This window comes from Rathayibacter sp. AY1A7 (assembly GCF_002930845.1).
In the GTDB taxonomy this organism is placed as follows: Bacteria; Actinomycetota; Actinomycetes; order Actinomycetales; family Microbacteriaceae; genus Rathayibacter.
In genome coordinates this window covers 85,678-103,775 of sequence record NZ_PSTL01000012.1, presented here as the reverse complement: position 1 = coordinate 103,775, position 18,098 = coordinate 85,678, and the positions used below count along the sequence as shown (strand labels likewise).

The window sequence follows — 18,098 nt, the reverse complement described above, 5'->3', positions numbered from 1 at the left end:
CCCCCGCACCGACCGCCCCCGCCGGTCCCTCCTCCGCACCGCCCTGATCGGGACGACGACCGCTCTGCTGGCCGTCCTGGTCGCGGCGGCGCTCCTGTTCCACGCGTCCGGCGGACGCTGGTTCATCGTGCAGACGCCCTCCATGGGCACGGCCGCTCCGGTCGGCACCCTCGTCCTCACCGAGCCGACGGCCCTCGAGGACGTCCGGGTCGGCGACGCGGTCAGCTTCCACCCCACCACCACGCCCGACGAGACCTACACCCACCGGGTCGTCGAGATCGCGGACGACGGCACGCTCCGCACCCAGGGCGACATCAACGGAGCCGTCGATCCGTGGGCCACCGGCCAGGACCAGCTCATCGGAGTCGTCACCACGGCGCTGCCGGTGCTCGGCTGGCTCGTGCGCGGCCTGCCCCTGCTGATCATCGGCGCCGTCCTCGTGCAGCTGCTCACCCGCTTCATCGCCTCGCCCACCCAGCGGGCGTCGATGCGGATCCTCGGCCTCTCGCTCGTCGCGTCCGTCACCGTCTTCGTGCTCCGCCCGCTCGTCGGCATCGTCGTCCTCGAGGCCACGGTCGACAGCGGCACGACGAACGCCACGCTCGTCTCGACGGGCGTCCTCCCCATCCGCGTGAGCGCCGAGGGCGCCGACCCCGTCGACCTGGTCTCCGGACAGGTCGGCCGCCTGCAGATCCCGGCGCACGACGGAGACGCCTACGCCCTCTCCTCCGCTCTGCACCTGCCGTTCTGGGGCTGGGTCCTCTTCGTCCTGCTCTGCGCGATCCCGGTGCTCTACACGGTCTTCGTCGGCCTCCCCGGCGAGCCGGAGCGGACCGCCGAGCGCGGCCGCCGCGCCGCCCGCGAGGAGGAGACGGCATGAGCCGGCACCGCCTCTCCGCCGCCTCACCGGCCGCGCGGCTGCGCACCCTCCTCGCCCGCCCGAGGTCTGTCGCCGCCGCCCTCGCCGCCGCCGCCCTGGCCGCCGTGCTGCTCACCGCCCCCGCCACCTCGGGCGCGTACACCGCGTCGATCCTGAACTCGGCCAACACGGTCGGCAGCGCCGCCGCGTTCTTCACCTGCGACGGCGCCCTCGCCGCCGACCGCGGGGCCGCGCTCTTCTCCTACACGCTCGCGCAGCCGAGCGGATCGACGACCGCGCCCGACACGGACTCCGGCCAGTACCCGGGCACCTACCGCTCCACCAGCCTCTTCCCGACCGCGATGGTCAGCTCCGCCGCGACGCCCAAGGCCTGCCCGCGCGACGCGGGCGGCTCCTGGACGCCGAACGGCACCAACCAGTACCTGAGCACGCCGCTGGAGATCAGGAACCCCGGCACCTTCAGCACCGAGATCTGGTTCAAGACCACGAACGCCGGCGGCAAGCTCTTCAGCTTCAGCGCGGGAGCCACCGCTCCCGGCGGCCAGTACGACCGCCACACCTACATCGGCGCCGACGGCAAGCTCGTCTTCGGCGTCTACAACGGTGCCGCGCAGACCATCACGAGCACCCGCGCCGTCAACGACGGGCTCTGGCACCACGTCGTCTCCACGCTCTCGCCGACGGCGGGCATCGCGCTCTGGGTCGACGGCGTGAAGGTCGCCTCCAACAGCACCTACCGGACTGCCGAGAACACGACGGGCACCTGGAAGATCGGGTACGACAGCCTCGGCGGCCAGTGGCCGAACGTCGGCTCCTCGTACTTCGGCGGGAGCCTGCGCTACGCCGCGGTGTACTCGACGGTCCTCACGCCGGAGCAGATCCAGACGCACTACACGGCAGGACGCTGAGCGAACGGCCCGGTCGGCGGCGCCTCCGCAGCCCTAGGGTGAGCGGATGACCACCCCCGCCCTCTCGCGCCGCGCCCGCTTCCACCAGCGGTTCCTCGTGGAGGAGCGCGTGATGGCCCCGGAGGCGCGCCGCGGCCTCGACCGGGCCGGCTTCGGCCTCATCGGCGTCGGCGTCGTCCTCTTCGCGGCCTTCACCGCGCAGGTCGCGAGCGGCACCGGCCTCACCGTCCTCGATCCGGTCGTCGCCGAGTGGTTCCGCGAGAAGCGCTCCGCCGAGGGCACGGTCGTGATGGACGCGCTCGCCACCGTCTTCGGGCCGGTCTACCTGCCGGTCATCATCCTGGCGGTGCTCGTGCTCTGGTTCGTCCTCGCGCGGCACCTCTGGCGGCCGATCCTCCTGGCCGGCGGCATGCTCGTCGGGATGCTCAGCGTGCAGCTGGCCGCGCACCTCGTGATGCGGATGCGCCCGCCTGTCGAGTACATGCTGCTCGGGCCCGACGGGACCTTCTCGTTCCCCTCCGGCCACGTCACCGGCGTGAGCGACTTCTTCCTGATCACCACGTTCCTCCTCGCCTCCCGCCGCTCCTCCCGGAGCTGGATGATCGGGGGCTTCGCGCTCTCGCTCGGGATGATCGCGGGCCAGATCGTCGCCCGGCTCTACCTCGGCTACCACTGGCTGACCGACACGCTCGCCTCGGTGTCGCTCGCCCTGATCGTGCTCGGCTCGGTGATCGTGATCGACACCCGCCGGACCGCGGTCGTGCGGGGCGACGCGGACTGACCGGCGCGGCGCCTCCCGCTGCGGCGAGGAGCCGGCCGCGGGAGCAGGCCCTGTCGTCAGCCCCGGTCGGCCGGATCCTCCTCGGTGACGATCGGCACCGGCTCCGTCACGCCGATCGTGCTGACGATCGGGACGATCCCGGTGCGGGTGAACGGCTCCTCCGTGGGAGCCGCCGGCTCGTCGGGCAGCGGCGCGGGGTCGACGGCGGCCGGCGCCGACGGGTCGGACGCCGGGAGGCCGGGTCCGCTGCCCGGCGCCGTGGCGTCCTGCCCTGCGTCCGTCTGCCCCGCTTCTGCGCCGTCGGGGTAGAGGACGTCGGCGGCGAGGGCCTGCTCGATCCCGCGGTCCCGGCGGGTCCGGGCGCGGACCGGCGCCACCGCGCGCACGATCGGGGTGCGCAGGCGGCGGTAGGCGATCCGGCCGAGCGTGACTCCGCCGGCGAGGCCCAGCGCGATCATGCCCGCCAGGAGCAGGAGCTCGATCCCGGCGCTCGGGCCGGCGTTCGAGGTGAGGCCGAGGACGCCGCGGTAGAGGGTGAGGCCGGGCAGGAGGGGGACGATCGCGCACGCGGTCGTCACCACGGCGGGCACCCGCATCCGCTCGGCCAGCATCTCGCCGAGCAGGCCGATCGCCAGCGCCGGGAGGGCGTTGGCCATGAGCGGCGCGAAGCCCGAGGTGGTCAGCGAGTCGGAGACGAGGAACGCGCCGGCTCCGGTGAGGGCGGCGATGAGCGCGGGCCGCGGCGGGGTGTGCGACGAGAGCGCCCAGGCGCCGGCCGCGACCCCGGCGCCGAGCACCTGCACGGCGGCCGGCCAGGGGCGGGCGTAGGAGTCGACCAGCACCAGCTCGACCCCGAGCGAGCGCGCGCCGTCGAGCACCACGGCGATGCCGACGACGATGCCCAGCGTCAGCAGCCCGACCTCGAGCAGCCGGCCGCCCGCGGTGATCGGGAACCCGTTGATCGCGTCGTCCGCCGCTCCCACGAACGAGAGCCCGGCGAGGAGCACGACCACCCCCGACGCGACGACGAGCGCGGGCGGCAGCACCGCCAGCTCCACGGGCAGCCGCGGCACGACCGCGAGCAGCACCACCGCCACTCCGGTCGCCAGCGCGGCGCCCGCGATCTGCTGGAAGAAGGCGGGCAGACCCCAGCGGGCGAGGAGCTGGTTGACCAGGTCGATCGCGGCGGCCGTCGCGGCGGCGAGGAGCACGACGAGGGGTCCGCCCCCGAGCAGGAGCGCGACGCCCGCCGCCATCAGCGCGAGCGTGAGGGTGACGACTCCGCGGCGGTAGCGGTGAGGCTGGACGAGGATCGCGTCGAGCCGGTCGTGCGCGGCCTCGAACTGGTGGCGGGCCTCCTCGCGGACCTCGGCGGAGTCGACGGCGTCGGCGACGCGCACCTCCGGCGAGCCCTCTGTGATGGCGGTGACGAGCGCCGTCACGCGGGCGAGCCGCTCGTAGTCGGCGCTGCGGGAGGGGACGACGCGCAGCACGCTCACGCTGGGGGAGTCGTCGCCTCCGTCGTGCACGACCAGGATCGACGTGAAGGTGAGGTCGACCTGGCACTCGATGCCGTACGCGCGGCACACCCGCTGGATCGTCTCGGTCACCTCGGCGGCCGCGGACCCCAGCGAGAGCAGCGTCTCGCCCAGCCGCACGGCCAGCTCGAGCACCCCGCGGACCGTCTGCTCGGCGAGGAGCGCCCGCTGCGCTCGACGGCTCACCGGGGCCGCGGGCCGCTGCCCGCCGAGCTTGCCGACGACCTGCTGCAGAAGACGAGGAGAGCGCACCGTCCAGGGTAGGCACGCGGGGGCCGGTCCGGGGACGGGTTGCGCCGGCTTTCCCGCGGATGTCCGAGCAGCAGTCCTCAGAAGCAGGCGAGCACCCGGGTCGTCAGCCAGAGGGCGGCCTCGAGCTCGGTGTGCAGCTCCCGGCCGAGGGCGAGCCAGTGCTCCTCCGCCTCGGCGCTCCTCCAGCCCTCGAACACGTCGCATCCGGCGGCCCAGAGCTCCTGCCAGCGGAGCAGCGGTCCGTGCAGGGCCTCCGGGACGCCGATCGCACCCGGGTCGTCGACCGGGCCGTCGACCGCCCAGAGCGGATACTCCGCGCAGTGGTCCGGGTACAGGCGGAGGTCGGCGAGCCGCCCCTCCCGATCGGCCCGCGCGCGGGCGAGGGTGTCCTCCTCCGTCGCGAACGGCGGGACGATCCACTCGATCTGCGTGACGGGATCGACGACTCGGTGTTCCACGGCTCCTCCTCCGCTCCTCGATGCGCGCACGACGGTAGCAGGGCCGTTCCGCGCCGCATCGGAGGGGGCCTGCCTACACTGGCGAGCGACTGCGTCGGCGAACGGGCGGGCGGGGCGAGGGGTGGGAGCGCATGAGGGTTCACGAGCGCGCGGTGCGTCACGGGCGGCTCCGGCGGCGGTCCGGGGTGCGGACAGTGGTGGTCGGGATCGCGGCGGTGGTCGGCGTCCTCGCCGTCAGCGCCACCTCGCTCGTGGCGATCGCGACGGTGAGCATCAGCCGGAACGTCGCCGACAACGCGGTCGATCTGGGCGTCGCTCCTCCCACCGGGAACGTGCAGATGGGCGCGGTCGAGGGCGGCTTCGACGTCCTGGTGGTCGGCACCGACAACGACGCCACGCAGGGCGATACGTTCGGCGTCCGCGACGACACGCTCAACGACGTCAACATCCTGCTCCACGTCTCGGCCGACCACCGCAGCGCGACGGTGATCAGCTTCCCGCGCGACCTGATCCTTGACCGTCCCGCGTGCACCGACCCCGAGACGGGCGTCGTCACCGAGGCCGCCGCCGGTGTCCCGCTCAACTCCGCGTTCCAGTACGGCGGGCTCGCCTGCGTCAACGACACCCTGCAGCAGTTCACCGGCCTGACGGTGCCCTACGCCGGCTGGGTGTCCTTCAACGGCGTCATCGAGATGAGCAACGCCGTCGGCGGCGTCCCGATCTGCCTCACCGGTCCGATCCTCGACACCGACTCGGGACTCGACCTGCCCGCCGGCACCTCCACCGTCTCCGGGTCGATGGCCCTCTCCTTCCTCCGCAGCCGCCACGGCGTCGGCGACCAGAGCGACCTCAGCCGCATCTCGTCGCAGCAGCAGTACCTGGCCTCGCTGATGCGCACCGTCCGCTCGGCCGACACCCTCTCGAACATCCCCGCCCTCTACGGACTCGCGCAGGCGACCTCGTCGAACGTGCACCTGTCGACGTCGCTCACGAGCCCGGCGACGATGATCTCGCTCGCCCTCGCACTGAAGGACGTCGACCTCTCGAAGATGGTGTTCGTGCAGTACCCGGCGCTCGACGACCCGGACTATCCGGGCAAGGTCGTGCCGAACGCCGAGGTCGGCGCCGAGCTCATGAGCCGCGTCGTCAACGACCAGCCGGTGACCCTCGCATCCGACGCTCCGGCGGAGGAGGCGCCCGCGGAGGAGGCGCCCGCGGACGGCGGCGCGGCTCCGACGGATCCCGCTCCCGTCGCCGTCGACGCTCCAGGCCAGACCGCGGCGGAGGAGACCTGCGCGGTGCCGTCCGACTGACCCGACGGGTCTCGCGACGACGAAGGCGCCCGGGCGGTGTGCCCGGGCGCCTTCGTCGTGCGCGGTGCGCGGCCGTCTACGCGCGGCGGCGGCGGAGCACCGTCAGGGCGAGACCGCCGAGGATGCCGAAGGCGGCCAGGGCGAGCGGCGCGGTCGTCGAGACGCCGGTCGAGGCGAGGACAGGGCGGTGGCCGCCCGTCTGCGCAGCGGGTCCGGAGCCGGCCGGGTGCCCTGCGGGCCCGGCGCCGACAGGGTGCGCCGTGACCGCGGCGACCGCGGCGGAGCAGTCGGCCTCTCCGGCGATCGGGTCCTCCTCCGTCAGGGTGTAGTCGTAGGAGGTGCTCGCCACGAGACCGCTCGACGTGCCGCGGGCGATGACGCAGTAGATCTCGCTCGCCGGGTCCTGCAGCGGGTACTGGCCGAGGGAGATCAGGCTCCAGCCGAGCGCGTCGACGCCGACCTCGAGGCTCGAGCCGCCGCCCGTGAGCGTCTGGCGCGCACCCGAGGTCGAGAAGACGCCGATCGAGACGGTCTCGTCCGCGCCGAAGCCGAGGAGAGCGCCACCGCTGGTGGGCTGTCCGTCCGCCGGGGCGGGCTCGGGCGAAGCCCCCTGGGGCCAGATCCGGATCGCGGTGCGCGAGGGGATCTGCTCGAGCGACGACGTCACGGAGCGTCCGCTGGTCTCTCCCGTGGCGGTCACGGAGAAGGTGCCCAGCTGGTCCGCCATGGTGTCGGCGTCGAGCAGGACGAAGGCCTCGCCCGAGAGCGGGGTCGGCGCGGGGGGCACGAGGGCGGAGGTGCTGCCGTCGGGCGCTGTGAGCGTGACGGACACGTCCTCGCCGCGGTCGAATCCGCGGAACGAGGCGACGACGCCGTAGATCCGGAACTCTCCGACCTGGATGTCCGCACCGGCCGGGAGCACCCCGCCGTCCTCCCGGTTCTGGAAGACGACGCTCGTGTCGGGCTGCGTCACGGTCAGCTCGACGGCATCGGAGGCGACACGGGCGCCGGAGGCGTCGAGTCCCTCCGCGACGACGGAGATCGTCTCGCCGGGGAGCGGGAGATGGGGGTCCACCGCGACGCCGTCCGCGTCGGTGGGGAGCCAGTCCCGGAGGCGGAGCTCGCCGGAGGCGGTGATCACGCTGGTGGTGACGGCCTCCTCCGAGTCGCCGTCGCGGAGCACGACGACGGCGACGGTGCCGGGCTGGAAACCGGTCCCGGACACGTCCAGGCCGCCGGCCCAGCCCTCCGCCGACGGGATCGCGGAGAACGCCGAGCCCGCTTCGTAGGTGGTGCGGTCGAGGGCGATCGCCAGGGGCGACTGCGCGCTCTCGACGGGCGTGATGGTCGCAGCCGGAGTGGGCGCCGGGGTCGGAGTCGGCTCCGGAGTCGCGGTCGGCTCCGGAGTGGCGGTGGGCTCCGCGGTGGGAGCCGGCTCGGCCGGTGCGGGGCTCGAGGCGGCGTCAGGGACGACCTCGGTGGCCAGGGCGACGGACGGGAACGCGAGCGCCCCCAGCAGTGCCGCAGTGGTGATGATGGTGACGCCGTGGCGTCGTCGCGCAGAGCGCACGATTCCTGCTTCCTCCGAGCCGCTGATCGCGGTCGGCTTCCCCATGAGCGGGGGACGCTCGCCCCCTGTCGCTGAGTGTGTCCTATGCAGAACCTCAGCCGGTGCCCGATCCTGCAACGATCCGATCACGCCGCTCGGCGCCAGGTGACGGTCCGGTCACGGGCGCGCGCGGCGACCCAGACAGACTGGTGGGCGACGCTCCCCGGGGGCTCCTCAGACCGGCGGCACGACCAGCAGCACCACGCCGATCGCGGCGCTCATCGCAGCGACCACGCACCAGCGCTCCGCTCGGGTCCCCGCGGGACCGCGCGTCCGCGCCACGGCGCCGAGACCGATCGCGAGCACGGCGATGCCGACCTGCAGCGCCACGGTGGTGCGGATCAGCGTCCAGGCCTCGAAGACGCTCGCTCCAGCCGATCCCGTGGCGAGCAGCGGCACTCCGCCGACGCCCGCCGGCACCAGCAGCAGGCCGGATCCGATCGCGAGCGCCGCGACGAGGTGGGCGAGCACGTCGTCCAGCGCGGTCCGTGGCGGCGCGCCGACCGGCCCGAGCGCGCCGGCGCCGGGCCTCATCGCGACAGTGCGGAGATGCATGGGGCGAGCGTAGGCCCGGACCGCACCCGGGCGGACCCCCTGCGGAGGCCCCTGTCCGGTGGGCATTCCGGAGGAGGATCGGCGCTGGGTGCGCAGTCGACCGGCCCGGTCCTCCGGTCGCCCGTCGACGCCGTCCGAGCGGTTCGCGACGCGGCCCCCGATGCTTGCGCCACGGGCTTCAGCCGGGCGGCGAGTGATGGGTACGGTCGTCGCGAGCCGGCCTCGCGGACGCGGAGGGCCCCGGACGAGGAAGCGAGGACACGGTGAGCGACGGCGTTCAGCAGCTCGTCGACGCGATGCTCGACAAGGTCGAGGCGGAGCAGCCCCACATCGACCACACGATCACGATGACGCCGGTCAACGCGCTCTTCCTCCCCGTCCACGCGAGGGAGCTGCCGGCCAGTGATGTGGACGGGCCGCTGCGCGGGCACATCTACCGGGACTGCCTCGTGTGGGAGCAGGAGTTCCTCGATCACGTCGTGATCGTGTCACCGGTGGCCGGGCGGGTCCCCGAGGAGGCCTGGGTGCCGAGCTACTACGGGAACCTCCGCACCGGCGACATCGGACCGTTCCCACCGTTCATCGACGACGAGTGAGCGGAGGCGCTCGCGGCGTCTCCATCGGCCCGGCCCGCGGTCCCGGTCGGCCTCGTCTCTCCCTGCACTCGGCACCGCCGTCTCGGGCAGGATCAGGGGATGCGCCTGCAGACCCTCACCACCGGATCCGGACCGCGACACGTCGGGCTGGTGCACGGGCTCGGTGCGTCGGCGGCGACCTGGGGGCCGTTCGTCGAGCGGCTCGTCGCGACCGGCCGTCACACCGTCACCGCCGTCGATCTGCGCGGGCACGGCGAGAGCCCGCGGGCCGAGTCGTACCGGATCGACGACATGGCCGCCGATCTGGTCGAGACGCTGCCGGCAGGGCTCCACAGCGTGGTCGGCCACTCGCTCGGCGGCGCGGTGCTGCAGCGTGCCGTCGCCGGACTCGCGCCCGGCCGGGCCGTCTACCTCGATCCCGGGTTCGCCCTGTCGCTCCCCACGAGCGGCCTGCGCGGACGGCTGTTCTGGGCGGCACCGCTGTTGTCGCTCGGCGTCGCCCAGCTCGGGCAGGCGCGGGCGAGCGCCGCGGTCCGCGCCGCCTTCAGCCCGGAGATCCGCGCGCTGCTCGACGACGCGAAGAAGCGGTTCGACGCGCGTATGGCCGTCGGCGTGTTCCGGGACGTCGCCTTCCATCCGGTCCCGGTCGAGGCGCCGGCGGTCCAGTCGACGATCGTGCTCTCCGACCAGTCGCCGGCGGTGTTGCCGGACGCCCTGGCCGCGCGGCTCGAGCAGCGGGGCTGGCAGGTGCGCCGGCTCCCGGGCGTGCACCACGACATGCAGCTCGAGGACCCGGAGAGGACGTTCGCCGCGATCGCCGACGTGCTCTAGCCGCGAGCCCCTCCGCGGGTCGGGCGCCGGTGAGCGGGAACTACCGGCACATCCGCCCCGACGACCGCGGCCACGGGCGGCTCCGGACGGACGGACGCTCGAGCCGTCTGCGAGAGTGCTGGCATGTCCCCGCAGTCGTTGTCCGAAGCCGATCGTCGCCTCGTCGCCGCGTGGGCCGCCGACTGCGCGGAGAGGGTGCTCCCCCTCTTCGAGGCCGAGGCCCCCGACGACGTCCGGGCACGGGACGGCATCGCCCGCGCCCGAGCCTTCTCGCGGGGCGAGTCGGACGCGGCAGGGGAGATCCGGCTCCGCTTCGTCGCGGGTCGTGCGGCGCAGTCGGCGATCTCTCCGGCGGCGAAGGCTGCGGCGCGGTCGGCGGGACAGGCGCCCGGCGTCGCCCACATGGGAGCTCACGCGCTCGGCGCCGCCGCCTACGCAGTGAAGACGGTCGGGCTGGCATCGACATCTTCCTCCAGTCCGGCGGCTTCCCCGCGACCGTCGCCGACCTCGAGTCGGACGAGTTCCTGGCGCAGACCCCCGAGTACTTCGGCGGGCAGGCGATCAACGAGATCCTCGTCGAAGCGTCCCGCACCGTCAGCACGGGCTGGCAGTACCTGCCCTTCCAGGTCTACGCCAACAGCGTCTTCCCGGACACCGTCGGTCAGTCCTTCGTCAACCACGAGGACATCGGCAGCGGACTGATGGACTGGCAGGACCAGCTCGTCGAGTACGGCGACCAGCAGGGCTTCTCCGTCAACAAGTGATACGGAGTCGCTGAGCGATACGAGAGCGCGGCGCGGGGCCTCCCCGCGCCGCGCTCTCCAGCGCGGTCGAGGGCGCGATCGACTGTCCCGCGACAGCCGCCGCGCTCCGCGGGACCGGAGAGGATCGGCGCGGAGCGATCAGGGCCGGTACAGGACGGCCGCTGTGCCGCGGACTCCCGGCCGCACCTGGAACAGCGCTCCGGCGAGAGGGTGCGCGGCGGCATCGGCGGGAGAGTAGTCCTCGCGGGACGTCGTGATGAACAGGGTGTCCAGATCGGGTCCGCCGAAGGTCACGCTGGAGACCTGCGGGGCGTCGACGTGGACGACACCGATCAGCTCGCCGGAGGGGTCGTAGCGATGCACTGCCGAAGCACCCCACATCGCTACCCACAGCGCCCCCTCGTCGTCGATCGTCATGCCGTCCGGGCTCCCTGGCCGCGACGACAGATCGAGCGATCCGTCACGACGGAGGGCGGACCCCTCCGTGAGATACCGGTCGATGCGGTGGGTCGGGGTGTCGATGTAATGCATCGTGCCGCCGTCTGGGGACCAAGCCAGACCGTTGGAGATCGTGACCTCGGGGACCGCCTCCGTGACGACGCCCTGGTCGAGGGCGTAGAGGGAGCCGGCGCCCGAGCGCTTGTCCATCGCCATCGTGCCGAACCAGAACCGGCCGGCCGGATCGACCTTCCCGTCGTTCATGCGCCGGTGCACGCCGTCGCGCGGAAGGACGTCGACGACGGGGGAGACGGTGCCCTCTGGGGAGAGGGACCACAGGCCGTCCGCAGCCGCAACGAGCCAGCCGCCGCGCACGTCTCCGACGACGGCGCCCACGGGACCGTCGAAGGCGATCGGGGGGCGGAGCAGGAAGCTCGTACCCTCCGGGGTCGCGGAGCGGACGAGTCCCGCGTACTGGTCGACCCATATCAGCGTGTCGCCGCGCGGGTCCCAGAGCGGGCCCTCGGCGTGATGCGACACGGGCGGGATGCACACCGCGGCCTCCCAGTAGGCGGGGACGGCGGAGCTCATGCGCCGCCTCCAGGCGTCGCCGCGACCGCGTCGTCCGGGTGCTCCACGGGCTCCTCCAGGCGGCCCCGGGTCTGATCGACGAGCGCACGGGTGAGGCCGACCGCTGCTCCGGCGTCGTGTGCGGTGAGCGCGTCGGCGAGCCGGACGTGGATGGCCAGGGCCCGCTCGCCCTCCTCGTCGAACACCGGCACGCTGCCGGAGTAGCGCAGCCGGAGGGCGGCGAGGACGGTGTCGGAGAGCTGCGCGAGGACGGAGCTCGAGGCCGCGACGACGATCGCCGAGTGGAAGTCGAGGTCGGCCCGCGTGAACGCGGCGACGCGCCGGTCGCGGTAGGTCGCGGTCATCTCCTCGGCGGCCCGGACGATCGCGGTCAGCTGCTCCTCCGTGCCTTGGACCGCGGCGAGCTCCGCCGCCGCCGGCTCGATGATGGTGCGCAGCTGCATGAGCTCGCGGAGCTGGATCTGCGCGTCGTCCGTGTGCGACCGCCAGGCGATGACCCGCGGATCCAGGAGCTGCCAGTGCTCGCGGCCGAGGACGGTGATCCCCACCCGCTGGCGGGCGACTATCATCCCGAGCGTCTCGAGGATGCGCAGAGCCTCTCGGATCACCGACCGCGAGACGCCGTGCTCGCGAGTGAGCGTCTCGATGTTCAGCACCGTGCCCGTCGGCGGATCTCCACCGACGATGGCGGTGCCGATGGTGTCGACGAGGGAGCGTTGATGAGTCATGAGACGGGTGGGACCACTCCCTCGTAGGCGCGCTGCGGGAGCTGCGTGGCGAGCTTTCCGCCGCTCACGTCGATGAGCGTGCCCGTGATGTAGTCGGCGGCGTCGCTCGCGAGGAACACGAGCAGATCGGCGATGCTGTCGGCGGTGCCCCAGCGGCGGAGGGTCAGCGTGTCGAGCAGCCGGTCCTGAGCCGCCTGGGGCATCGTCTCGAAACCGTTCATGGCGCTCGGGATCATACCGGGAGCGTAGGCGTTGACCGTGACGCCCCACGGCCCCAGCTCGCCGGCGAGCACCCGGCTGAACTGCACGACGGCCGCCTTCGATGCGCCGTAGGCGGCCGCGCCCACCGAGGGGACGATCGCCGCGAACGAGGCCGCGTTGAGGATGCGTCCATGACCGGAGGCCTTCACATGCGGAAGCACCGCCTGCGACATCAGGAACACGCCGCCGACGTTCACGTCGAAGCAGCGGCGCCAGGCGGCCAGATCGAGATCCTCCACCCGGCCCTCGACGTTGATGCCCGCGTTGTTGACCAGGACATCGATACCGCCGAACTCCTCGGCGACGCGAGCGACGCCGCTCGCCACGGAGTCGGGCTCGGTCACGTCGCCCTCGATCTGGAGGACGCCCTCGGGCGCGCCCTCCGGGAAGGCGACGTCGAACGCCGCCACCTTCGCACCCTCGAGGGCGAACCGCTCAGCGAGCGCCCGCCCGATGCCCCGGCCGCCACCCGTCACCAGGACGACCCGATCCGTGAGATCCATCAGCATGTCCTACCCCCGTCGTTCTGAAAAGTCTGCTTATTATAGATCTCATGGACGCGGAGATGCGAGTCGCCTGGGTGACAGGAGCCGGAAGCGGAGTGGGGCGCGCCTGCGCGACGGCCCTGGGGGAGCGGGGGTGGACCGTCGCCCTCTCGGGGCGCAGGGCGCCCGAGCTGTCCGAGACGGCGGGACTCGTCCGCGCCGCAGGCGGCACCGCCCTCGAGCTGCCGTTCGACGTCGCCGCGGACGACGCCCGTGAGCGCGTCGAGGCGATCGCCGCCGCGACCGGCACCGACCGCCTGGACGCCGTCATTCTCTCCGCCGGTGCCAACACCCCGCGGCGGGCGTGGGCGGACCAGTCGATGGCGGAGTTCGCGAGCGTCGTGCAGACCAACCTCCTCGGCGTCGTCCGCAGTGCCGACGCCGCACTTCCGGGACTGCGCGCCGCATCCGGCGTGATCGTCGTGGTCTCCTCGATCGCGGGCTGGCGCCCCTCGCCCGGCGCCGGAGTCGCCTACAGCGCCGGGAAGACGGCGCTCGCGCCGGTCGTCCGCACCCTCAACGACCAGGAGGCGGACTCGGGCGTCCGCGCGACACTCCTCTGCCCCGGGGACATCGACAGCGACTTCCTGCGCCAGCGGCCCGAGGTCCCCGGCGCGGCGGCCCGATCGGTGATGCTCGCGCCCGCCGATATCGCCCGCTCGGCGATGTTCGTGGTCGACGCACCCCGCCACGTGCGGATCGACGAGCTCGTCATCTCCCCGCTCTCCCAGCGCTCCGCCTGATCGCGCTCGACCCGCGCTCGACCCGACCCGACCCCACACGACCCGCGGTCGCCGTCTTCACGGCGCCCGGACACCGACGAGAGGCTCCCATGAACCACCGATGGCTCCGCACCGGCGAGGAGCGCACCCCGCGCATCTCCTTCGGCGCCGACTACAACCCGGATCAGTGGCCGCGCGAGGTCTGGGCCGAGGACGTCCGGCTGATGCAGGAGGCCGGGGTCGACGTCGTCTCCGTCGCCATCTTCTCCTGGGCGAAGATCCAGCCCGCCCCCGACCAGTGGGACTTCGCCTGGCTCGACGAGGTCCTCGACCTGCTGCACGCCAGAGGCATCGGAGTCGATCTGGCGACGGCGACCGCCTCCCCGCCGCCCTGGCTCACGCTGGCCCACCCGGAGATCCTCCCCGTCACCGCCGACGGCAGGATCCTCTCGCCCGGGGGCCGGCAGCACTGGCGTCCCACCTCGGCGGTCTTCCGAGCGCACGCCCTCGAGCTCGTCGAGCGCATCGCCGAGCGCTACCGGGACCACCCCGCGATCGTCGCCTGGCATGTCAGCAACGAGCTCGGCTGCCACAACGCCTGGGACCACTCCGAGGACGCCACGCGGGCGTTCCGCACCTGGCTCGAGCACCGCTACACCGGCATCGACGGCCTCAACGCGGCGTGGGGGACAGCGTTCTGGTCGCAGCGCTACAGCTCGTTCGAGGAGGTGCTCACTCCGCGTCTGGTGGCGGCCCTGCCGAACCCGACCCAGCGCCTGGACTTCCTCCGTTTCTCCTCCGACGCCCTGAAGGAGTACCTCGTCGCCGAGCGCGAGGTGCTGCGGCGGATCACCCCCGACATCCCGGTCACGACCAACTTCATGATCATGGAGGGCAAGAACCACGCCGCCTACGACGACTGGGCGCGGGAGGTCGACTTCGTCTCCAACGACCACTACCGCTTCGCCGGGGAGCAGTCCTTCGACGAGCTGGCCTTCTCAGCGGCGCTGACCTCAGGCGTCGCGCAGGGATCGCCCTGGTTCCTGATGGAGCACTCGACCAGCGCGGTGAACTGGCAGCCGGTCAACCAGCCCAAGCAGCCGGGGGAGATGGCGCGCGACGCCCTCACCCACGTCGCCTACGGCGCCGACGCCGTCTGCTACTTCCAGTGGCGGCAGTCCGTCGCCGGAGCGGAGAAGTTCCACTCCGCGATGCTGCCCCACGCCGGCGAGGACAGCCAGCTGTTCCGCGACGTCGTCCAGCTGGGGGAGCGGCTGCGCCGGCTGGACGATGTGGCGGGGAGCCGGCGCGAGGCGGCCCCGGTCGCCGTCCTGTTCGACTGGGACTCCTGGTGGGCGAGCGAGCTGGAATCGCACCCCAGCACGCTGCTGCGCTACCGACGCGAGGCGCTGGACTGGTGGCGCGCGCTCGCCGACGCGGGCGTCCGCGCGGACGTGATCACCCCGGGCACCGACCTGACCCCGTACGACGTCGTCGTCGCTCCGATGCTCTACCTCGTCTCCGGGCGGACAGGTCGCGAGCTGACCGGCTACGTCGAGGGCGGCGGGAACCTGATCACCACGTACTTCTCGGGGATCGCCGACGAGAACGACCACGTCGTCGCCAGCGGCTACCCGGGTGCTCTGCGCGACCTCCTCGGCATCCGAGTGGAGGAGTTCCACCCGCTCCTCGAGGAGGAGCACGTCCTGCTGGAGGGTGACCTGCGCGGATCCCTGTGGACCGAGGGGATCCAGCTCCGCAGTCCTGAGACGCGGGTGGTCCGCCGCTACGCGACAGGACCGCACGCGGGCGAGCCGGCGGTGACGCGGCGCGCGGCCGGAGCGGGCAGCGCCTCCTACGTCTCGACCCGTCTCCGAGGGGATGACCTCCTCGATGTCGTCGCCGAACTTCTCGAGGCCGCCGGAGTGGCCTCCGAGCTCCCGTCGGAGATGGTCGGCGCCGTCTTCCACTCGCGGCGGACGATCGACGGCAGCGGGTTCGATTTCTACATCAACCGCACCGACCGCCGAGTCGCGCTTCCCTCTGATGAGCCGGACCTTTTCGAGCAGCGGGCTGTTCCTCCGAGGGGAGTCGCAGTGGTTCGTCGGATCGGCAGCCCACTCCGCTGACAGCGAGCCGGGCGGCGCTGCTGCTCGAAGCGCTGATCCGCTCGATCGTGCAGCGCGCGGGGGCCGTGCCGCATCGCGACCGGTCGCCGGGAGTCGGCGCGTCCTGATCGGAGGCGGGCTCACCGGTCCGGTCGTGCCGACACCCCCCCGACGCGAGGAAGGGCCGCCCCGAGGGACGGCCCTTCCCGCGACTCCGTCGGCCCGCGCTCCTCCAGAGGAGCCGGGCCGACGAGTGCTCAGTGCTGGCGGATCTTGTCGATCAGCTTCCCGCCGAGGTCCTTGACCTTGTCGGTGATGGGGGTGCTCGACTTCGGCCGCTCGGTGACGGTGAACGGCAGGGTGATCGCCTTGCCGGTCTGGTCGCCGGTCACCGTGACGCTGTAGTCGCCGGGCGTGGTGGGCGCCTTCGCCGTGACGGTGAGGCCGCCACCGGCGAGGTCGCGGGTCGCGGTGCGGTCCGTGAACAGGGGCGCGGAGCCGATCAGCTGCGTGTCCCCGTTGAAGCCCTTCGCGGTGAGGGTGACGTCGGCTCCGGGGGCGAACGACGAGCCGGAGAGCTCGGCGGTGGCTCCGAAGCTCATCGAGCGGATGTCGCGGTCCACTCCGAGCGCGTTCGTGATGGTGAAGAACGTGTCGGTCTGGTCGGTGAGCCCGGCGACGTTCGCCGCGCCCGGCCCGTAGGCGGCGATGCGCAGCTGCGTTCCGGTGTGCTGCTGCGATCCGCCCTCGGCGGCGGTGCCGTACGACACCTTCATGGTGCTGCCGTCGGCGGTCTTCAGCGCGGTGCTGAGCGAGGTCGGGGGGGTGGAGTCGACGATCTGGCTGGAGTGGGCGTGGTCGGCGGTGACGATGACGAGGGTGTTCCCGTCCGCCTCGGCGAACGCGAGCGCGGCCTGGACGGCCTCGTCGAGGTCGACGGTCTCGCCGATCTGGCCGCACGCGTTCGCGGCGTGGTCCTGCTTGTCGATGCTCGCGCCCTCGACCTGGAGGAAGAAGCCCTTGTCGCCCGTGTCGAGGAGGTCGATCGCCTTCTCGGTCATGGAGCGGAGCGTCGGCTGCTCGGCCGGACGGTCGGGGTTCGCGGCGCAGGTCTGCGGGGCGGCGTCCGCTCCGCCGACCGTCGCCGGGGTGGGCGCGTAGCGGACGGGCAGGTTGCCGGAGTTGAACAGTCCGAGCACGGGCGCGTCCTGGTCGGCGACGGTCAGCGCGTCGAGCTGCGCGGCGGTGGCGGGAGTCGTGGCGTCCCCGAGCACCTGGAAGCCGCGCTCCGCGGCCTGCTGGAACAGCGGCTCGCCGCTCCAGTCGCCGGCGCGGGCGACCTGCGCGAAGCTGGCCGAGCCTCCGCCGAGGGTCAGGTCGGCGCGGGTGTCGAGGATCTGCTCGCTGATCGAGCCGAGTCCGCCGTTCTCCAGCGCGTCGTCGCCGCAGCTCGCGCTGTCGGGTCCGTAGCAGCTGCGGGCGTCGACGTGGGCGGCCTGCACGGCCGGGGTGGCGTCCTGGATCTCGGCGGTGGTGACGTTGCCGGTCTTCAGGCCGTTCGCCTTCGCGATCTCGAGGAGGGTGTCCTTGCGCTGCTGGTCGATGTCGACCGAGATGGCGTTGTCGTAGGTCTTGGTGCCGGTGGCCCAGGCGCTGCCGGTGGCGGCGGAGTCGGGCACGTAGTCCGGGGCGCCCTTGACGGCGCCCGTCGCCGGGTCGTCCGCGCGGTAGAGCGAGTAGGTCGTGTACTGGCCGGTGATCGGCAGGGCGTCGATCCCGGGGAAGCGGCCGGCCGCTCCGTACTGGTAGTTGCGGGCGACGGTGATCTCCGAATCGCCCATGCCGTCCCCGATGAGGAGGATGACGTTCTTCGCGTCCTGCTCCTTCACCGCTGCGCGCAGCGAGTCGGAGAGGTCGGCGTCGACCGGGGAGATGCGGGCGGCTCCGCCGGTGGCGGAGAGGTCGGCGGCACCGACGGCAGTGGCGGCGCCGGGTGCGGCCAGGGCGGCGGCGCAGACCAGAGCAGCGGCCGAGAGGGCCAGAGCGGAGCGTCCGCGGTTCGCGGAGCGGAACAGTCGTGTCACGTCGTGGACTCCTTGAGAGGTGAGACCCCGGAAAGGGGCACGCTCATCTCACTCCTCATCGCCGCATCGGTGGGTGAACGGTGATGCATAGCTGAGTGAACTTTCCGACGAGGGCTCTCGGCCCCGGCGGCCCGCC

The 18,098-nt window shown here is 72.9% G+C and carries 17 protein-coding genes; 9 read left to right on the top strand and 8 right to left on the bottom strand.

Annotation, left to right across the window (positions count from 1 at the left end; genetic code table 11):
* From C5B95_RS17510 to C5B95_RS11040, 3 genes are all read left to right on the top strand, one after another.
* A partial coding sequence (locus C5B95_RS17510; RefSeq protein WP_104288378.1) for a S26 family signal peptidase occupies nucleotides 1-880 on the top strand: 880 nt, incomplete at its 5' end.
* Nucleotides 877-1,788 carry a LamG domain-containing protein gene (locus C5B95_RS11045; protein ID WP_104349165.1) on the top strand — a complete coding sequence of 304 codons (912 nt, stop codon included), beginning with the start codon at nucleotides 877-879 and terminating at the stop codon, nucleotides 1,786-1,788. The genes C5B95_RS17510 and C5B95_RS11045, both read left to right, overlap by 4 nt.
* 46 nt (nucleotides 1,789-1,834) lie before the next feature.
* On the top strand, nucleotides 1,835-2,569 hold the full coding sequence (locus tag C5B95_RS11040) for a phosphatase PAP2 family protein (protein ID WP_104349164.1): 735 nt from the start codon (nucleotides 1,835-1,837) through the stop codon (nucleotides 2,567-2,569).
* Nucleotides 2,570-2,625: 56 nt separating this feature from the next.
* On the opposite strand, the gene C5B95_RS11035 is transcribed toward C5B95_RS11040, so the two are convergent.
* Together C5B95_RS11035 and C5B95_RS17505 are read right to left on the bottom strand one after the other, a co-directional pair.
* The gene (locus C5B95_RS11035; protein WP_181068055.1) at nucleotides 2,626-4,359 is read right to left on the bottom strand and encodes a threonine/serine exporter ThrE family protein; all 1,734 of its coding nucleotides are present in this window, start codon (nucleotides 4,357-4,359) and stop codon (nucleotides 2,626-2,628) included.
* Nucleotides 4,360-4,436: 77 nt separating this feature from the next.
* The gene (locus tag C5B95_RS17505) at nucleotides 4,437-4,817 is read right to left on the bottom strand and encodes a hypothetical protein (RefSeq protein ID WP_181068054.1); all 381 of its coding nucleotides are present in this window, start codon (nucleotides 4,815-4,817) and stop codon (nucleotides 4,437-4,439) included.
* A gap of 185 nt (nucleotides 4,818-5,002) precedes the next feature.
* Here C5B95_RS17505 and C5B95_RS11025 point away from each other — a divergent pair, with 185 nt between their 5' ends.
* On the top strand, nucleotides 5,003-6,130 hold the full coding sequence (locus C5B95_RS11025) for an LCP family protein (protein WP_181068053.1): 1,128 nt from the start codon (nucleotides 5,003-5,005) through the stop codon (nucleotides 6,128-6,130).
* 76 nt (nucleotides 6,131-6,206) lie between these two features.
* On the opposite strand, the gene C5B95_RS11020 is transcribed toward C5B95_RS11025, so the two are convergent.
* Together C5B95_RS11020 and C5B95_RS11015 are read right to left on the bottom strand one after the other, a co-directional pair.
* Complete coding sequence (locus tag C5B95_RS11020; protein ID WP_104349160.1) at nucleotides 6,207-7,745, bottom strand: LPXTG cell wall anchor domain-containing protein; 1,539 nt, start codon at nucleotides 7,743-7,745, stop codon at nucleotides 6,207-6,209.
* A 168-nt stretch (nucleotides 7,746-7,913) separates the two neighbouring features.
* The gene (locus C5B95_RS11015; RefSeq protein ID WP_104349159.1) at nucleotides 7,914-8,294 is read right to left on the bottom strand and encodes a hypothetical protein; all 381 of its coding nucleotides are present in this window, start codon (nucleotides 8,292-8,294) and stop codon (nucleotides 7,914-7,916) included.
* A 263-nt stretch (nucleotides 8,295-8,557) separates the two neighbouring features.
* Between C5B95_RS11015 and C5B95_RS11010 the strand changes: the two genes are divergently transcribed.
* The 3 genes from C5B95_RS11010 to C5B95_RS18000 all read left to right on the top strand — a co-directional run bounded on the left by C5B95_RS11010 (nucleotide 8,558) and on the right by C5B95_RS18000 (nucleotide 10,423).
* A complete protein-coding gene (locus tag C5B95_RS11010) occupies nucleotides 8,558-8,890 on the top strand; it encodes a hypothetical protein (RefSeq protein WP_104349158.1) in 333 nt (110 codons plus the stop codon).
* Between the two features lie 99 nt (nucleotides 8,891-8,989).
* Entirely contained in the window at nucleotides 8,990-9,721 is a 732-nt protein-coding gene (locus C5B95_RS11005) for an alpha/beta fold hydrolase (protein WP_104349157.1), read from the top strand.
* A 123-nt stretch (nucleotides 9,722-9,844) separates the two neighbouring features.
* Nucleotides 9,845-10,423: a putative immunity protein gene (locus tag C5B95_RS18000; protein WP_374954256.1), complete on the top strand. Its 579-nt coding sequence runs from the start codon at nucleotides 9,845-9,847 to the stop codon at nucleotides 10,421-10,423.
* Between the two features lie 200 nt (nucleotides 10,424-10,623).
* On the opposite strand, the gene C5B95_RS10995 is transcribed toward C5B95_RS18000, so the two are convergent.
* The 3 genes from C5B95_RS10995 to C5B95_RS10985 are packed head-to-tail and all read right to left on the bottom strand — an operon-like array spanning nucleotide 10,624 to nucleotide 13,006.
* Nucleotides 10,624-11,514: an SMP-30/gluconolactonase/LRE family protein gene (locus tag C5B95_RS10995; RefSeq protein WP_104238876.1), complete on the bottom strand. Its 891-nt coding sequence runs from the start codon at nucleotides 11,512-11,514 to the stop codon at nucleotides 10,624-10,626.
* Nucleotides 11,511-12,242, bottom strand: a complete 732-nt coding sequence (locus C5B95_RS10990; protein WP_104349156.1) for a FadR/GntR family transcriptional regulator — start codon at nucleotides 12,240-12,242, stop codon at nucleotides 11,511-11,513. The genes C5B95_RS10995 and C5B95_RS10990 overlap by 4 nt, the downstream gene beginning before the upstream one ends.
* A complete protein-coding gene (locus tag C5B95_RS10985) occupies nucleotides 12,239-13,006 on the bottom strand; it encodes an SDR family NAD(P)-dependent oxidoreductase (RefSeq protein ID WP_308470860.1) in 768 nt (255 codons plus the stop codon). The genes C5B95_RS10990 and C5B95_RS10985 overlap by 4 nt, the downstream gene beginning before the upstream one ends.
* Before the next feature lie 50 nt (nucleotides 13,007-13,056).
* Between C5B95_RS10985 and C5B95_RS10980 the strand changes: the two genes are divergently transcribed.
* On the top strand, nucleotides 13,057-13,791 hold the full coding sequence (locus C5B95_RS10980; protein WP_104223304.1) for an SDR family oxidoreductase: 735 nt from the start codon (nucleotides 13,057-13,059) through the stop codon (nucleotides 13,789-13,791).
* 89 nt (nucleotides 13,792-13,880) lie between these two features.
* Nucleotides 13,881-15,899: a beta-galactosidase gene (locus C5B95_RS10975; protein WP_104349155.1), complete on the top strand. Its 2,019-nt coding sequence runs from the start codon at nucleotides 13,881-13,883 to the stop codon at nucleotides 15,897-15,899.
* Nucleotides 15,900-16,135: 236 nt separating this feature from the next.
* Here C5B95_RS10975 and phoA read toward each other — a convergent pair whose 3' ends face one another.
* A complete protein-coding gene (gene phoA, locus C5B95_RS10970) occupies nucleotides 16,136-17,962 on the bottom strand; it encodes an alkaline phosphatase (RefSeq protein WP_308471274.1) in 1,827 nt (608 codons plus the stop codon).
* Nucleotides 17,963-18,098 lie beyond the last annotated feature (136 nt).

Bases quoted from the DNA above. Each gene is read 5' to 3' on its own strand.
- C5B95_RS11045 (WP_104349165.1), top strand. From the start codon at position 877: ATGAGCCGGCACCGCCTCTCCGCCGCCTCACCGGCCGCGCGGCTGCGC.
- C5B95_RS11040 (WP_104349164.1), top strand. From the start codon at position 1,835: ATGACCACCCCCGCCCTCTCGCGCCGCGCCCGCTTCCACCAGCGGTTC.
- C5B95_RS11020 (WP_104349160.1), bottom strand. From the start codon at position 7,745: ATGGGGAAGCCGACCGCGATCAGCGGCTCGGAGGAAGCAGGAATCGTG.
- C5B95_RS11015 (WP_104349159.1), bottom strand. From the start codon at position 8,294: ATGCATCTCCGCACTGTCGCGATGAGGCCCGGCGCCGGCGCGCTCGGG.
- C5B95_RS11005 (WP_104349157.1), top strand. From the start codon at position 8,990: ATGCGCCTGCAGACCCTCACCACCGGATCCGGACCGCGACACGTCGGG.
- C5B95_RS18000 (WP_374954256.1), top strand. From the start codon at position 9,845: ATGTCCCCGCAGTCGTTGTCCGAAGCCGATCGTCGCCTCGTCGCCGCG.
- C5B95_RS10995 (WP_104238876.1), bottom strand. From the start codon at position 11,514: ATGAGCTCCGCCGTCCCCGCCTACTGGGAGGCCGCGGTGTGCATCCCG.
- C5B95_RS10990 (WP_104349156.1), bottom strand. From the start codon at position 12,242: ATGACTCATCAACGCTCCCTCGTCGACACCATCGGCACCGCCATCGTC.
- C5B95_RS10985 (WP_308470860.1), bottom strand. From the start codon at position 13,006: ATGGATCTCACGGATCGGGTCGTCCTGGTGACGGGTGGCGGCCGGGGC.
- C5B95_RS10980 (WP_104223304.1), top strand. From the start codon at position 13,057: ATGGACGCGGAGATGCGAGTCGCCTGGGTGACAGGAGCCGGAAGCGGA.
- C5B95_RS10975 (WP_104349155.1), top strand. From the start codon at position 13,881: ATGAACCACCGATGGCTCCGCACCGGCGAGGAGCGCACCCCGCGCATC.